At 42.2% G+C, this 16,432-nt stretch carries 16 protein-coding genes; 4 read left to right on the top strand and 12 right to left on the bottom strand.

The window, feature by feature from the left end:
- Positions 1–4: 4 nt before the first annotated feature.
- Positions 5–1,102 (bottom strand): Nif3-like dinuclear metal center hexameric protein, encoded by a 1,098-nt coding sequence (locus ACE1ET_RS16180; protein WP_375729463.1) that lies wholly within the window; start codon positions 1,100–1,102, stop codon positions 5–7.
- Entirely contained in the window at positions 1,099–2,859 is a 1,761-nt protein-coding gene (gene aspS / locus ACE1ET_RS16175) for an aspartate--tRNA ligase (protein ID WP_375729462.1), read from the bottom strand. Before aspS ends, ACE1ET_RS16180 begins: the two co-directional genes overlap by 4 nt.
- 140 nt (positions 2,860–2,999) lie before the next feature.
- On the opposite strand from aspS, the gene ACE1ET_RS16170 reads away from it, so the two are divergent.
- A complete protein-coding gene (locus ACE1ET_RS16170; protein WP_375729461.1) occupies positions 3,000–3,737 on the top strand; it encodes a TrmH family RNA methyltransferase in 738 nt (245 codons plus the stop codon).
- Between the two features lie 247 nt (positions 3,738–3,984).
- Here ACE1ET_RS16170 and ACE1ET_RS16165 read toward each other — a convergent pair whose 3' ends face one another.
- Both ACE1ET_RS16165 and ACE1ET_RS16160 read right to left on the bottom strand, forming a co-directional pair.
- Positions 3,985–4,395 (bottom strand): secondary thiamine-phosphate synthase enzyme YjbQ, encoded by a 411-nt coding sequence (locus ACE1ET_RS16165; RefSeq protein ID WP_375729460.1) that lies wholly within the window; start codon positions 4,393–4,395, stop codon positions 3,985–3,987.
- 35 nt (positions 4,396–4,430) lie between these two features.
- Complete coding sequence (locus ACE1ET_RS16160; protein ID WP_375729459.1) at positions 4,431–5,636, bottom strand: anaerobic sulfatase maturase; 1,206 nt, start codon at positions 5,634–5,636, stop codon at positions 4,431–4,433.
- Between the two features lie 330 nt (positions 5,637–5,966).
- Here ACE1ET_RS16160 and ACE1ET_RS16155 point away from each other — a divergent pair, with 330 nt between their 5' ends.
- From ACE1ET_RS16155 to tilS, 3 genes are all read left to right on the top strand, one after another.
- Entirely contained in the window at positions 5,967–6,344 is a 378-nt protein-coding gene (locus ACE1ET_RS16155) for a hypothetical protein (protein WP_375729458.1), read from the top strand.
- Between the two features lie 161 nt (positions 6,345–6,505).
- The gene (locus ACE1ET_RS16150; protein ID WP_375729457.1) at positions 6,506–6,775 is read left to right on the top strand and encodes a hypothetical protein; all 270 of its coding nucleotides are present in this window, start codon (positions 6,506–6,508) and stop codon (positions 6,773–6,775) included.
- Between the two features lie 89 nt (positions 6,776–6,864).
- A complete protein-coding gene (gene tilS / locus ACE1ET_RS16145; RefSeq protein WP_375729456.1) occupies positions 6,865–8,178 on the top strand; it encodes a tRNA lysidine(34) synthetase TilS in 1,314 nt (437 codons plus the stop codon).
- A gap of 218 nt (positions 8,179–8,396) precedes the next feature.
- On the opposite strand, the gene ACE1ET_RS16140 is transcribed toward tilS, so the two are convergent.
- The 8 genes from ACE1ET_RS16140 to pruA form a co-directional block, all read right to left on the bottom strand.
- Positions 8,397–9,599 carry a dipeptidase gene (locus ACE1ET_RS16140; protein WP_375729455.1) on the bottom strand — a complete coding sequence of 401 codons (1,203 nt, stop codon included), beginning with the start codon at positions 9,597–9,599 and terminating at the stop codon, positions 8,397–8,399.
- A 1-nt stretch (position 9,600) separates the two neighbouring features.
- Positions 9,601–10,710 (bottom strand): Mrp/NBP35 family ATP-binding protein, encoded by a 1,110-nt coding sequence (locus tag ACE1ET_RS16135; RefSeq protein WP_375729454.1) that lies wholly within the window; start codon positions 10,708–10,710, stop codon positions 9,601–9,603.
- Between the two features lie 6 nt (positions 10,711–10,716).
- Positions 10,717–11,049, bottom strand: a complete 333-nt coding sequence (locus ACE1ET_RS16130; protein WP_375729453.1) for an MGMT family protein — start codon at positions 11,047–11,049, stop codon at positions 10,717–10,719.
- Positions 11,046–11,801: a tRNA (guanosine(46)-N7)-methyltransferase TrmB gene (trmB, locus tag ACE1ET_RS16125; protein WP_375729452.1), complete on the bottom strand. Its 756-nt coding sequence runs from the start codon at positions 11,799–11,801 to the stop codon at positions 11,046–11,048. The genes ACE1ET_RS16130 and trmB overlap by 4 nt, the downstream gene beginning before the upstream one ends.
- 13 nt (positions 11,802–11,814) lie before the next feature.
- Positions 11,815–12,318 (bottom strand): gliding motility lipoprotein GldH, encoded by a 504-nt coding sequence (locus ACE1ET_RS16120; protein ID WP_375729451.1) that lies wholly within the window; start codon positions 12,316–12,318, stop codon positions 11,815–11,817.
- A complete protein-coding gene (locus tag ACE1ET_RS16115) occupies positions 12,278–13,468 on the bottom strand; it encodes a PSP1 domain-containing protein (protein ID WP_375729450.1) in 1,191 nt (396 codons plus the stop codon). The genes ACE1ET_RS16120 and ACE1ET_RS16115 overlap by 41 nt, the downstream gene beginning before the upstream one ends.
- A gap of 41 nt (positions 13,469–13,509) precedes the next feature.
- A complete protein-coding gene (gene holB, locus ACE1ET_RS16110) occupies positions 13,510–14,631 on the bottom strand; it encodes a DNA polymerase III subunit delta' (protein ID WP_375729449.1) in 1,122 nt (373 codons plus the stop codon).
- Between the two features lie 166 nt (positions 14,632–14,797).
- Positions 14,798–16,429: an L-glutamate gamma-semialdehyde dehydrogenase gene (gene pruA, locus ACE1ET_RS16105; protein ID WP_375729448.1), complete on the bottom strand. Its 1,632-nt coding sequence runs from the start codon at positions 16,427–16,429 to the stop codon at positions 14,798–14,800.
- Between the last annotated feature and the right edge of the window lie 3 nt (positions 16,430–16,432).

Below are 16,432 nucleotides of genomic sequence, written 5' to 3'. Positions count from 1 at the left end.
GTTGTTACAGATATTTAATTGGATTTGTATTTACTTCCGATAATCGGACTGCAAATTTAGAAAAATTTTTCTGAAGTAGTTCTCCAAAAACTTCTTTTACAAATTGTTCACTTTCAAAGTGTCCTATATCAGCCAGAATTATTCTGTTTTCTGCCTTAAAAAAATCGTGATATTTAATTTCTCCGGTAATGAAAACATCTGCTTTCGCCCTTATGGCATCGCTAATAAGGAACGATCCGGCACCTCCGCAAACCGCTATTTTCTGAACCGGTCCATCCAAAAACGTTGTATGTCTTACCACAGACACATTTAACGTTTTTTTCAGCACGTTAAAGAAATCTGAAGCCGGCAAAGGTTCATTCAATTCCCCAATCATACCGATTCCGGCACCATTCCAGGTGTTTTTCAGAGGAAACACATCATAAGCCACTTCTTCGTACGGATGTGACCTGATCATAGCTGCCACCACTTTGTGTTGCATAAAGGCCGGCAAAACCGTTTCGATCCGAACCTCCTTTTCAACGTGCAACTGATCTTTTTCGCCTACAAACGGATTGGCTCCTTCCAAAGCCCGGAATGTTCCTTCTCCTTCCAGATTATAACTACAACAATCGTAGTTACCAATGTGTCCGGCTCCTGCATCAAAAATGGCCTGTCGTACTTTTTCAGCATGATCGGAAGGAACAAATGTGACCAGTTTGACCAATGCATCATTCATTGGAGAAAGTGTCCGGCAGTTCTTCAACTGAAGCAGATCACAAAATTTTTGGTTCAGACCATTAACTGCTGCATCAGTGTTGGTATGGCTGGCATAAATAGCGATATCATTTTTAATAGCTGTAATCAGACACTTTTCGATATCGTTTTTACCATTTATTTTTTTAAGACCAGAAAAGATAAACGGATGATGGGCCACAATCATGTTAAGCTTGTGTTGCATGGCTTCCTCCAGCACTTCGGATGTTACATCCAGTGTCACCAGAACACCCCTGACATTCATATCCGGATCTCCTACAAGCAAGCCGGCATTATCGTAACTCTCCTGCAGTGCCAACGGAGCAAAAGCCTCCAGTACCTCGGTTATCTCTCTGACTTTAATCACGCTTTTGGTTTTAGATTCAGCGCTATGCTGAGTTCATCGAGCTGAGTCTGTGCCACTTTCGAAGGTGAATCTATCATCACATCGCGGGCAGCATTATTTTTCGGGAAGGCAATCACATCGCGGATAGAATCGAGTCCTGCAAACATTGAAACCAGGCGGTCGAAACCAAAAGCGATACCACCATGCGGCGGTGCTCCGTATTTAAATGCATTCATCAGGAATCCAAACTGTGCTTTGGCCTCTTCCTTAGTGAACCCAAGGGCATCGAACATTTTTTGCTGCAGGTCTTCGTTATGAATCCTGATAGACCCCCCACCAATTTCAACACCATTGATCACAAGATCGTAGGCATTGGCGCGAACCCTTCCCGGATCGCTGTTGATATATTCAGCATCTTCTTTTTTAGGCGATGTGAACGGATGGTGCATGGCATAAAAGCGTTGTGTTTCCTCATCCCATTCAAACAGCGGAAAATCAACCACCCAAAGTGGCGAAAACGTATTTTTATCACGCAAACCCAAACGGCTTCCCATTTCGAGGCGAAGCTCATTCAATGCCGTCAATGTTCTTTTGCGGTCACCGGCCAGAATTAAAACCAAATCACCAGGTTTAGCCCCGAATTGTTCACCCCATGTTTTCAGATCCTCTTCACTGTAAAACTTGTCAACAGATGACTTAATAGTGCCATCCGGGTTAAACTTCACGTAAACCAGACCTTTGGCGCCTATCTGCGGTTTTTTTACAAAATCAGTCAGTTGATCCAGTTGCTTCCTGGTATATTCAGCACATCCTTCAGCACAAATTCCACCCACATATTCCACATTGTCGAACACCACAAATCCTTTTCCCTGAACCAGACTGGTCAACTCCTTAAACTTCATTTCAAAACGTGTATCCGGTTTATCGGAACCATAACTGGTCATGGCTTCATCGTAAGACATTCTAGGGAAACTATACGACATATCAATGCCTTTAATGGCTTTGAAAAGATGCTTAGTCAATCCCTCAAACGTATCCAGAATATCCTGCTGTTCCACAAAAGACATCTCGCAGTCAATCTGTGTAAATTCGGGCTGACGGTCAGCCCTCAGATCTTCATCCCTGAAACATTTTACAATCTGGAAATAACGGTCGTATCCGGCCACCATCAGCAATTGTTTAAAGGTCTGCGGACTTTGAGGCAGTGCATAAAACTGTCCCTCATTCACACGCGATGGCACGATGAAGTCACGTGCACCTTCCGGTGTGGATTTAATCAGTACCGGTGTTTCCACCTCCACAAAATGCTGTTCATCCATATAACGGCGTGTTTCAAAAGCCATTTTATGACGCAGCATAAGATTCTCCTTTAAAGGTTCCCGGCGTAAATCCAGATAACGGTATTTCATGCGCAGTTCGTCACCACCATCAGTATCCCGTTGAATGGTAAATGGTGGAACATCCGACTGATTCAGAACAGATAGCTTATTAACGATGATCTCAATGTCACCAGTAGGTATTTTATTGTTTTTATTGCTTCGTTCCTGAACAGTCCCTTCAACCTGGATCACAAATTCGCGTCCAAGCTTCCGGGCCGATTCGCATAAAACTTTATTGGTATCCATATCGAAAACCAGCTGGGTAATCCCATAACGGTCGCGCAAATCCACGAAAGTCATGCCACCCAGATCACGGGTACGCTGCACCCATCCTGCAAGGGTAACATTCTGGTTTACATGGTCTAATCTTAGTTCTCCACAAGTGTGTGTTCTGTACATCGAAATACGGTTTAAAAATGTCGAACAAAGATAACTGAATCCGCAGAATTAGAAAAATAGTTTTTATCATGGTTTCTATGGTTAGCGAGGGCTTCGCTTAAAGCGAAACCCTCGCTAAGGAAAATCACTTATATTTGTACATGCTTTCAAAATCACAAATAAAGTATTACCGCTCTCTGGGGCTGAAAAAGAACAGGGACAATGAACAGGTTTTTATAGCAGAAGGACCTAAACTGGTGCTTGATCTGCTGCCATATTTTAAGCCAGAAAGTATCTTTATTGAACACAAATTCGAAGAAGATTTTAAAGGGTTTAAGGCAGAAGTTGTTGAAGAATCCGATATTCAGAAGATCTCTCTCCAAAAAAATCCACAGGGTGTTTTTGCCGTATTTAAATACAAACGTACTGACTTATCACTTTGCGATCCCGGCAAAGAATTAATCCTGGCACTGGACGACGTTCAGGATCCGGGAAACCTCGGAACCATTATTCGAATCTGCGACTGGTTCGGAATTATAAATATTGTCTGTTCCAAAGGAACAGTGGATGTTTATAACCCTAAAGTGGTTCAGTCCACCATGGGCGCATTGGGAAGGATAAATATTCATTATACTGACCTGACAGACTTTCTGCGGATTTCGGGAGCACCTGTTTATGGCACATTTCTGGAAGGAGAGGATATATACTCTTCTGATCTTACTTCGAACGGAATTATTGTAATGGGAAACGAAGGTAACGGAATTTCGGATGCTGTATCAGACCTGGTTACACATAAACTTTATATTCCTCCATATCCCGGGAATTCACAAACTTCTGAATCACTGAATGTGGCGACAGCAACGGCCATTGTGTGCTCGGAGTTCAGAAGGAGCATTTGAGTTTCCCGCAGATCTGCGCAGATTAGATTTTATATTCTAATATCATGTAAAGTATGAAATGACGCATGTTTTTATTCCTGCGCTTACCCTTTAATTCCCTACAGGGTCCACCAAACATATTAATCATTTTTATCCAAAACAGATACCTTAAGTAACTTCTCTAGCAGTAGCTATATGATTTCAAGCGTTGTCCCCTGATACGACAAAATTTATTTCTGCAATTATCTGCGAAATCTGCAGGAGAAAGCTATGAATAAATCGTTGCCACTAATCTTCTGGCACCACCATAGTTACGAAATTCACAGAGATAAATCCCCTGCCAGGTTCCCAGGTTCAACCGGTGATTTTTAATAGGCACCGTTACAGAGGGCCCTATTAGAGATGATTTTACATGCGCCGGCATGTCATCACTCCCTTCCAGGGTATGGGTATAATACGGCTCATTCTCTGGTACAATATGGTTCATAATCTGCTCAAAGTCGTAACGCACTGAAGGATCCGCGTTTTCATTCAATGACAAAGCAGCAGATGTATGTTTTATAAACAAATGCAGTAATCCGGTCTCCGGTAATGTGTCTAAATGACGTAACACTTCAGTTGTGACCAAATGAAATCCCCTTGATTTATTTCCGAGTGTAAATTCTTTTTGAGTAACCATATCTGTATAATTCTTATCCGGGCAAAAAGTTTAAATCAGGAAAAATCTCCGAATGCATTATAGGTATTGCTGTTGGACTGTTGTTGTTGCTGTTGGGCATCCATTTTTGCCTGATCCACCTTCCATTTCCCGGCCAGTTCTCTTAAAAACGGATCGGCATGTTCAAAAAAGGTGATGTATGACCGACAAAACCGGGGCATTCCATTGTCTCTTGGATCCTTTATCCTATCCTTTGTACATCCTCCATAGCAATATTTTTTCCAATGACAGACCTGGCATTTACGGGGAAGTTTGGTTTTCATCAGGCCGAACTGAGTTTGCTTTTTAGAGTTGAGCATATCAATCAGTCGGTCCCCTTCCATAATATTGCCCAGTTTCCATTTGGGTTCCACAAAAAAATCGCAGGAATATACATCGCCATTGTGTTCCACGGCAGTATAAACACCACATTCCGGCCGCAAGGTGCACTCAGGGGCCTCATATCCAACATAAGGATAAAATACCGAATCAAAATCGCGGATGTGCGTTGTTGGTTGTCCATCCACAAAATCTGCCTTCCAGAGATCAAAGAGCTCCACAATAAAATCACCGTATTGCTCTGCTGTAAGTGAGAATGGGGCAGATTTACGCGGATTATCCTTGTCCGTCTCCACAATGGGAATAAACTGCATCCAACTGATTCCAAGATCTTTATAATAGTTATAGAGTGCTTCGGCATATCCCGAGCTGTAACTGGTAATGCAGCACATGGCATTTACCTCCACGCCTTTGCGAAGCAACATTCTGGCCTTTTCTTCTACAATGGCATGCGACGGTTTGCTGTTTGGGGTCAGCCGGTACCTGTTATGAATATATTCAGGTCCATCCAGACTTAATCCGACCAGCCAGTTATATTCATTCAGAAAATCAGCCCATCGTTCATCCAGCAATAATCCATTGGTCTGTAGTCCATTCCCCACATTTTTCCCAAAACCGTATTTCTTCTCATATTCCATGGCTTTGCGGTAAAATTCCAGTCCCATCAAAGTCGGTTCGCCACCCTGCCAGTTTATGGATATAGACTGACCTGACTGCTGCATAACCTGTTTGATCAGCATTTCCAATACCTCGTCGCTCATTCGGTGCGTTTGGGTTTGAGTAAATAACTGCTCCTTTTCGAGATAGAAACAATACGTACACCCCAGATTGCAATCCGGACCGGCAGGTTTGATCAAAACAGATTCCAATGGTTTAAATGCCATATTAAATGATTTTCCTCAAAAGTAATAAAAACTAAACAGGTTACAGATTATAAAAGACAGGTTAAGATTCTGAATGGTCAGTTGATCAGATATCAGACAGATATTTAACATAAGTAAAAAACTTCATTTATGCATGGATGCGTGGGAAAGAAATAGTTATTACGGGTCTGTTTTCTATTGGCTCAGCTACTTCCTGATGTCGAATAAATATCTTAACTTTATGGTTGTCAAGATAAAACCAAAATATTACCTTATTTATGAAATGTCCCTCTTAACAGGCTTTTGAGTTACTCATGTTTTGCAAAACATATAACCCTAATTTTGATAAACATGAACTTTTCATTAAAAACAGATCATACCAACAAGCTGATACGATATAAGCATTCCGGAGTTATCAGAAAAGAAGATATCGGTTTAGCATGGGATGAATTACTGAAAATTACCGAATTCACAAGCCAGGGATACAACCTACTATCGGACTACTCCGACTCGAAAATAACCGGTACTATCAGTGAAATTGATGATATAATTGACATATTATCCAACCTCAAAGAAATTCTGAAAGGGAAAAAACAGGCTTTACTTGTCGATGATCCGGTCAGCACAGCTTTATCCCTCTTTTTTGAAAACAGAGTACTGGATGAAGTAGGATTTATTGTTCGTGTTTTTTCAACAAAAGAAGAAGCGCTGAAATGGCTGACAACGTAAACTTACAGCATTATTCCGTTTTTCCTTATAAACACTTTAACAGAAGATGTAATCATACATATTCGATGATTGTAAATAATTAATTACTTTTAGAAATTATATTTAGACTGAACGCTCCTGTCAAAAACAGAATATTATGATTAACCTTTAACATATACTTTATGCGCATGTTCTTTTTTATCCCATTCTTACTTTCGCTGGCTAAAGCCGGTTTGTGGATCAGTATCGGCTTACTGATCAAAGATCATTTTGAAACCATTCTTTCCTTAATTATTCGCAAACCAGTTCCTGAGGGACTGATAGAGCAGTACCACTACGAAAAAGTCCGGAATATCATTAAATGGATCGGTATTTTTATTATCATTATCGGAGCAGGAATAGCAGTTACAGCTTTTTCAACGATGGTTATGGGTGCAGGAATAATGCGCTAAAACCAATTGGCATCTTTTCAGTGCAACTACTCTGATTCCATTTACACGAATATCTTTTCAGGCCAAACTTTTATACCTTTGTTGCCAGGATGAAAAAGGTAGCAGATTTTATTGACAGGCATGAACTTATAGCGTCATCAGAAAAAGTCCTTGTTGGCTTTAGCGGTGGTGCCGATTCTGTTGTACTACTGCATCTGCTTTCTGAGCTGGGTTATACCTGCGAAGCCGCGCATGTCAACTTCAGGTTGCGTGGTAAAGTTTCTGACGAAGATGCACGGTTTTGCCGTAATTTCTGTGAACAGCTTCATATTCCTTTCTACTACCTGGAGGAAGACACTAAAGCCTATGCCAAAAAGCATAAACTTTCGGTTGAAATGGCTGCCCGCGAGATCCGGTATAACTGGTTTAATAAGCTGCTTGAAACCTATCAACTTGATGCCATTGCTGTGGCACACCATAAAAATGACCAGGCCGAAACCATCCTGATGAACCTGATCCGCGGAACCGGAATTACTGGGATGAGAGGCATGTTGCCCAAAAACGGGAAGATCATCCGTCCGTTGTTATGCATGACCCGAAAAGAAGTGGAAGACTATGTCAGCATACATAAACTTCAATTCAGGACAGATGCCACAAACGCGGATACCACAATCCGGCGCAACCTTATACGGCACGAAATTCTTCCACGTATCGAAAAGCTGAATCCGGCATTTACAGAATCTGTGGATGATTTATCGCAGCGCTTTGCAGAATCCGGGATCATTGTTGAAGAATACATCAGAAAATGGAAAGGGAAAAACATGGTTGATCAGGATCGGATTCCGATTGAGAAGCTGTTTCAAAGTCCTGCAAGCCTGACCATATTATACGGCATCCTGTCTGAATTTGGTTTCGGGGCCTCTGCTATTCAGGACATTTATAATGCCTGGCCTTATCAAAGCGGTTCACGTTTTTTGGGAGGTGCATACTATATATTGGCGGACCGGGACTACCTGCTTATTGAGCCCGTAAAACAGCAAGAGCAAGAGGTTGGAGCCAGAGAGGTTTATCCGGAAAATAAATTGGATTCAAACCTGCATTTTGAGGAACTTTCCATTAATGAACTGGAATCTATTCCCAAAGAAGCACATATTGCCTGTCTGGACATGGATCAACTTACACTGCCTTTACGGATCAGACCATGGCGACAAGGCGATAAATTCAGACCGCTGGGCATGAAAGGTTTTAAAAAAGTCAGCGATTTTCTGATTGATAATAAAATTAACCTGGCCGAAAAAGAAAGCGTTAATGTACTGCTTTCAGGAGATAATATAATCTGGGTTATTGGCTACAGAATTGACGACCGGTTTAAAACCACAAAAAACACCCAATTCATTCTCTGGATTGAACATTTGGTGGAATAATCTCTTTATTTTATGCTTCTGCCCATTCAGGGCGATTCTTAGTCTAACGACTAAACAAAAGGGCGTTGCCCTTTGCTAATGCTTTAAGTCCTTCGGACTTTATTCAAAAAACGGTGATTTACATACGACAACGGCTTTACTGCAACAATTCCGAGCAATACCTGGAATATAACAAATGATGAGAATAAACCGCCCTGAAAGGGCAATATATGAATATTTCAAACCTTCCGTAAACTCTGAACTTCCCTGAAGACACGCATGAAATTACCACTCCAGATTTTGGCAATATCTTCTTCAGAATATCCACGACGTAACAGTTCAATGGTAATATTCTTCATCTGGCTTACATCAAAACAGTCCTTCACGCCACCTCCGCCGTCAAAATCTGTTCCGATGCCAACAAAGTCGATTCCGGCAACTTCAACAATATGATCTATATGATCCACCACGTCGCTCACGGTAGCCAGTTCGTTTGGGTATTCATCATCAACATCACTCCACTCCTGCCATACCTTCTTATTCTGCTCGTCTGTGAGATTTTTAAAGTTGTTATAACGCTGCTTTAGTGCTGCCATAGCAGAATCGCGTTGTGGATTAGGTGCGGGAGTTTTAACGTAATCACTCAGGATACACATCTGGATCACGCCACCATTTTTAGCCAGTGCTTTTAATTCATCGTCCGTTAAATTACGCGGATTATCGCAAATGGCTCTTGCACAGGAATGACTCGCAATAACCGGCGCTTTAGTTGCCCGGATCACATCGTAAAACGAACTGTCGCTGATATGCGATACATCTACCAGCATTCCCAGATCGTTCATACGATCCAACACTTTATAACCAAACTCTGAGAGTCCGGAAAATTCCATCGAATCGGTCGAAGAATCACAAATATCATTATTACGGGTATGGCAAAGGGTCATGTAACGCACGCCCAGATTATAGTATTCATCTAAAAGACTGATATTATTTCCAATGGCATACCCATTTTCAATTCCCATGTAAATGGCCCGTTTACCATCTGATTTCAATCGGGCAGCATCATCCGGATCAACAGCAAGACCAACCACATCGCTGTTCATTTTAACCTCACGGGAAATGGCATCCATAATCTGATGTGCTTTAGCAATCACCTTTTGATTTCCCTCTTCAGTGCGTGCTGCCTGTCCCACAAAAACCGCAAAAAAAGCAGCATCAAGTCCGCCTTCTTTCATCCTTGGATAGTCGTACTTTGAATGTGTGACGAGAGGATCATGCCTTTGCTGCATGTCAAATGTGCTGTCCATCAGATTCAATGGTGTATCGGTATGCGAATCAAGTGTGACAATTGTACTATGAATCCGGTTTGCTTTTTGTTCAAGAGTTTCGGAGCAACTGAACATAAGTATTGCTAAGAGTGAGAGCAGGGTAGTTCGTATCATGTTAATCGTTAAGTTCTACTTTTTTTGTGGGTTCCAGTTCGCGGTTTCTCCGGTCAGTTTCTTCCACCACACGTTTTGCGAGATCAGCAAAAGCCTTTCCCATAATGGATGTTTCATCCAGTGCCACAGGCCGCCCTTCGTCGCCACCTTCACGTATGCTTTGCACAATAGGAATTTGTGCCAGTAACGGAACGTTCATCTGTTCTGCCAGTTTTTTACACCCCTCTTTACCAAACAGATAATACTTATTATCCGGCAATTCTTCCGGCGTAAACCAGGCCATATTTTCCACCAGTCCTAGTACAGGCACTTTGATATTGTTATTCTCAAACATATTTATTCCCTTTCTGGCATCAGCCAAAGCAACCTCCTGAGGTGTACTTACAATTACGGCTCCGGTTATCGGTACCGTTTGAACCAGCGTCAAATGGATATCGCTAGTTCCAGGAGGAAGGTCAACGACAAAATAATCCAGTTCGCCCCAGTGACCTTCTTCAATCAGCTGTTTAATGGCACCGGTTGCCATGGCACCACGCCAAACCAGGGCATTGTTCGGATCAACAAAAAAACCGATAGATAACATACTGACACCATACTTTTCAATGGGAGCAATGCCTTCTTTACCTTCAAACTCAATAGCCACAGGTTTTTCGTTTTCCACATCAAACATTTTCGGTGCCGAAGGTCCGAATAAGTCTGCGTCAAACAAGCCCACCTTGTATCCGGCCTTTGCCAGAGCTACAGCCAGGTTTGAAGCTACGGTAGATTTCCCCACGCCACCTTTCCCTGAAGCAACGGCAATAATATTTTTTACCTCCGGTAATATTTTTCGTTCTTTCTTTTTAGGCTGTTCCTTCACCTTAATATGTACATTCCCTTCAATCTCCACATCTGATCCAATGTAGGTTTTAATGGCGGTCTCAGCTGCCTTTACAAGGGATTTACGGAACGGATCGTTTGGCTTTTCAAAGATCAGTGAAAAACTAACTTTTCGTCCGTCAATTCTGATGTCGTCCTCTACCATTCCCAGAGAAACAATGTCTTTTCCGTTTCCGGGATATTTTACATGGCTTAACGCCTCGGTCACTAATTTGGGATATATTTGATCCATAACTGTTTATTTTATTTCCAGTTCAACAAAAGGATCCCAGAAATGTTTCCTGAAATCCACAATCTGATCATTCACCACATCAATACCTTCACTTTTCAGAAGGTCTTCCATAACGGTTGATCCGCCAAAATGATGCTTCCCGCTCAACATTCCATTCCGGTTCACCACACGATGCGCAGGAACCCAATTCTCAGTACTATGACTTGCATTCATGGCCCAACCAACCATCCTTGCGCCACTTTTGGTTCCCAGACAACGGGCAATGGCACCGTATGAAGTTACCCTGCCTGGCGGTATCTGACGCACAATATTGTATATCTGATCATATAAATCGCTCATGCACCTGCCTCTTTCATACCTCTTTTGCTGCGATTGTAACTGCGGTATGCATCGTGTTCAATTTCCACCTCCGGCTCCCTCAGTGATTTATCATGCATCCTGAACCGGATATATTTTATGGTCAGGCCTCTTTCCAGCCATTGCTGTTCATAATGCGTGCGAATGGACAAAACCTCACCTGTATAATCCTCGTGATACAGGTCATCGGTTGATTCCAATACCTCAAATCCGTTTTCTTTTACCATCTCGCAGGTGTACCGGTACTGAAAGTTGCTGTCGGTTTTTAGATGGATCAATCCGTCCGGCTTCATCACCTTACGGTAAAGTTCCATAAAATTTGTGGCGGTCAAACGCTTTCTGACCTTTTTCATTTGTGGATCCGGAAACGTGAGCCAAATCTCACTTACTTGGCCCGGTTCAAAAAAATGATCAAGCAATTCAATACTGGTCCTTATAAAAGCTACATTGCTCATGCCTTCCTGAAAACTTTGCCGTGCACCGCTCCACATGCGGGCTCCCTTAATATCAATTCCAATAAAGTTTTTCTCAGGAAACAACCGTCCAAGGCCAACAGTATATTCACCTTTACCGCAACCCAGCTCTAATACAACAGGATTTGTATTTTTGAAAAATTCCTTATTCCATTTCCCTTTCAACGAAAACCCCTTTTCCTTCAGCACTCCAAACGGGTACTGAAAAACGTGAGGAAACGTTTCCATATCAGCAAACTTCTGTAGTTTTCCTTTTCCCACGACTCAACCAACTTTATTCAGATTGTACCTCTTCAATCCTGAGCCCGACAGCATTAATGCCCTCCAGGTTATCTTTGCGCATGCCGTGCTGCAATGAAATAGTATATTCCCCACTTTCGTTCAAAATAACGTTACGCTGATAATAATGCAGTGATGTATACGTATTTCCCCATCCTGAGCCATACCATTTACCGTAAGATGAAGCAAGAACGACTTCAAAGGTATCCTTTAGTGACATTCCGGATGGCGTTTTGGTAGTGACAAACAACCAAAGATTACTATATGGATAGTCGTTTGTATTACGTACACCTATAACAATATTTACCGGATTTATCGTATCGAGTATGTTGGGGTTGAAAACAGTCACACTATCCTTATTCCATGAATTATCAGGAATGGTGTTCCAGGTATCGTACACCATGTGTGGATCGCAGGCATACAGTAATAACGATAACGTACCAAACGTAATCAGTTTCCTAATTCTGAGTATTGTTGTTCCGGTTATTATTCTGACCATTCTGTCTGTTATTCCTTTTATTTCTGCCTGGTTTGCGCCTTTTTTTACGGGCTTTATTATCAAACCGGTGCAGGTCATCCTGCCCTACCACGTTATCGTAACCAACTTCAGGTGCTGCCTCAACCGTTGCCTTGGCTTCCAGTTTATCAGGCATTTTACCTTTCTTATTCATTCGGATCACCTCATTCACGCGATCAGCAGAAATCGTCACCATATTAGGTCCTTTAGAACCGCTGGACAGATAGGTTAGCAATGCTTTGTGAACATCTGTCTTCTGATGGAAATACCTTCCATCTTTCGTTTCAAGCGCGATGTTGGTATCCGGCAATTCACTCCTGGCTTCCAGGTAGTTATCCAGTTCATAATTCATGCAACATTTCAGTTTACCACACTGACCTGCAAGTTTTTGTGGATTCAACGATAGCTCCTGATTACGCGCAGCAGCTGTACTTACTGATGTAAATTTTGACATCCATGATGAACAGCACAATTCTCTGCCACAAGGACCAATACCTCCGATACGTCCTGCTTCCTGTCTTGCGCCAATCTGCTTCATCTCTATTCTGACCCTAAACTCCTCCGCCAGCACTTTTATCAACTGGCGGAAATCCACACGCCCATCCGCAATGTAGTAGAAAATGGCTTTATTGCCATCGCCCTGAAATTCAACGTCACCGATTTTCATATCAAGTCCAAGATCTTTGGCAATCTGGCGTGAGCGAATCATGGTGTTATGTTCCCTTGCTCTGGCTTTTTCCCACTTTTCAAGATCGTTGGGTTTGGCGACCCGATAGACGCGTTTTATTTCATACCGGTTTGTATCTATATTGTTTTTACGGATCTGGCGCAACACCAGTTCGCCCATCAGTGTTATCACTCCGATATCATGCCCGGGAGACGATTCTACTGCCACAATATCGCCAATTGTCAACTTTAGTTTGGCCGAATTGCGAAAATAGCCTTTTCGTGTATTTTTAAACTGAACTTCTACAAGATCACTGGCCTGAACAGCCTCAGGCAAATCACTTAACCAATCGTGTACACTCAGCTTCTGGGCATCAAGCCTGAAACTTTGTAACTGATCGGATTTTATGTTGATATTGGGATTTATGTTATTGTTTTCCAACCCTCCGTTAGTTCGTTCCTCCATCACTAATAATTTAGTATTAAATATGCAAAAGTAGCTTTTAATTAGGACTTAAGCAACATGATCATTTTGAGACACAGGTCAAAAAAAACCATCTTCCCGTGTACGTTTTGTTCAATATGCCGTTGCGCCAGATCAAGCTCTTCATAAATTTTTATCACATTACGTTCATTCACAAACGGCGAAAACTTCACCGAGAAATTACGTTCTTCTGCACTCATGTAATTCAAATCCTCCTGCTTCAGGTTTAATATAAAATTCTCTCTGATGAGCCGTTGTGTAAAGTTCAGAAAGTTTTTCTGATTCTCTCTTCCCGAAGATGCCATTTCTTCCGTCCACTGTTTCAGCGACACAATATCACGGCCATAAGCCTGACGCATCAATCTGATAAAATATTCCAGATTAGCCCGGTTTTCTTCTGACTGAGAAATCAACTCCCTGGCTTTTACAAAATTTCCTCCTGCCAGACGAACCACCTCATCAGCCCTGGAATCTTCAATATCTTCAGATTCAAGTAACGCCGTTTTCAGTTCTTCATCTGCAATGCGAGGGATATTGATAATCTGGCATCGCGACAGAATTGTCGTCAGCAACTGATCTGAATTTTCGCTTACAAGAATAAACAATGTTTTGTCCGGCGGCTCCTCTATCAGCTTCAGCAACTTATTGGCACAACTCAGGTGCATACGTTCAGGATAATAGATGATCATGAACTTGTAACCACCTTCGTAGGATTTTGTATTAGCCTTTTTAACAATCGACTCGCTTTCCTCAGTGTAAATAATGGGCTGCTTGTTTTCGGCATCAATCTGCAGCATCCAGCCATTAATAGACACATAATGTGATCCAATAATATAAGACCTCCATTCTTCTACAAACTCGTCAGATATACCTTGTTTACCCTTCTTTTTAACCACCGGGAACACAAAGTGCATGTCCGGATGTTCCAGTTTATTGAATTTTACACACGACGGGCATGTACCGCACGCATCGTTTTCTGTGCGGTTCTTACAGGCGATGTACCGGGCAAAAGCAATTGCCAGACCAAGCTTCCCGTTTCCTTCGGGTCCACTGAACAACATGGCATGGGGAATGCGCTGTTTTTTAAAGGCATCCAGTAATTGTTGTTTCACGACAGTCTGTCCGGCAATATCTTTGAAATACATGTTTACGTTTTAAAGACCCAAATTTAACCTAAAAAAGTAAGAAGGCAAGATTTATAAAATGATATCAGAAGTTGGCAAAATATTTTTTGTCAGGCTACTGGTTGTTCATAAATGAAAACAGGCGACAAAATGCCGCCTGTTTATGGTAAAAAAAATATTGGTATGGTTATTCCGCATCCATAAAAGGATACCGGAAGTCTTTGGGCGACACAAAATTTTCTTTGATAGTGCGAACGCTTACCCAGCGCAGCATATTGAAAATAGAGCCTGCCTTATCATTTGTACCCGATCCTCTTGAACCACCAAATGGTTGTTGTCCAACTACGGCACCGGTTGGTTTATCGTTGATATAGAAGTTTCCTGCAGCATTCTCCAGCTTTTTCACCATGTGTGTGATGTTATAACGATCCTGAGAGAAAATAGCTCCTGTCAGTGCATACATCGAAGTACTGTTAAGGATGTTCAGTGTTTCTTCCATTTTTTCATCATCGTAGACATAAACCGTTAGCACAGGACCGAACAATTCTTCCTGCATCGTGATGTAATCCGGAACCTTTGCCTCAATGATAGTGGGCTGAATGAAATATCCTTTGGAATCATCGCATACACCACCAAACACCACCTCAGCATCAGCCGATTTTTTAGCTTCCCCGATATAGCCGGAAAGTTTGTTAAAAGATGCCTTATCAATCACGGCATTCACGAAGTTTGAGAAATCTTCCGGGTCACCCATTTTAATGGCAGCCAGATCTTTTCCAACACCTTCTTTAACCTCACTCCATATCGATTTTGGAATGTAAGCCCTGGATGCAGCAGAACATTTCTGCCCCTGGTATTCAAATGCACCTCGGGTCATAGCAGTAACCACAGCCTGTGGGTTTGCTGTAGGATCGGCAAAGATGAAGTCCTTACCACCTGTTTCACCCACGATACGTGGATATGTTTTATACTTATGAATGTTCTTACCAATGGTATTCCAAATGCCCTGAAAAACTCCCGTTGATCCGGTAAAGTGGATTCCTGCAAAATCGGGATGTTCAAAAACCACCTCAGCAGTTTCAGGTCCCGATGTAAAAATCATATTTATGACACCGGCAGGTACACCTGCTTCAATGAATACTTCCATCAATACATGAGCCGAGTAAATCGCTGTGCGCGATGGTTTCCAAACCACTGTATTGCCAAGCATGGCAGGCGCAGCAGGCAGGTTCCCGGCTATTGAGGTGAAGTTAAATGGTGTGAGCGCAAACACAAAACCTTCCAGCGGACGAAAATCATTATAATTCCAGATACCGGCAGAAGACTCTGGTTGCATATCGTACATTTTAACCATTTCCTTGACTCCAAATCTGAAAAAGTCAGCCATTTCGCAGGCTGCATCTATCTCGGCCTGGAAAATATTTTTTGACTGTCCCAGCATGGTAGCTGCATTGATTTTATCGCGGTAAGGACCTGCAATTAAATCTGCACATTTCAAAAATATGGCGGCACGGTGCTGCCATTCCAGAGCAGCCCACTTTTCTTTTGCTGCCAATGCAGCTTCAATAGCCAATTTTACATGCGACTGATCGCCGTAATTAAATTGTCCCAAAAGATGGCTATGATCGTGCGGCGGACGAATGTCTTTTTTTACCTCAGTGTAAACAGCTTTACCCCCAATAACCATTGGTATATCCACTGTCACTGCTTTCATTTCAGCCAATTTCTTTTTTATCGCTGCTCTCTCTTTCGAACCCGGAGCATAACTCATCACAGGCTCATTTTTTGCAACCGGTACGTGATAAAATCCTTTTCCCATGTT

Origin of the sequence: Quyinboa mangrovi (assembly GCF_042219825.1) — a bacterium.
GTDB lineage: Bacteria > Bacteroidota > Bacteroidia > Bacteroidales > UBA5342 > JBHJHP01.
This window is presented reverse-complemented; position numbering and strand designations above follow the sequence as displayed.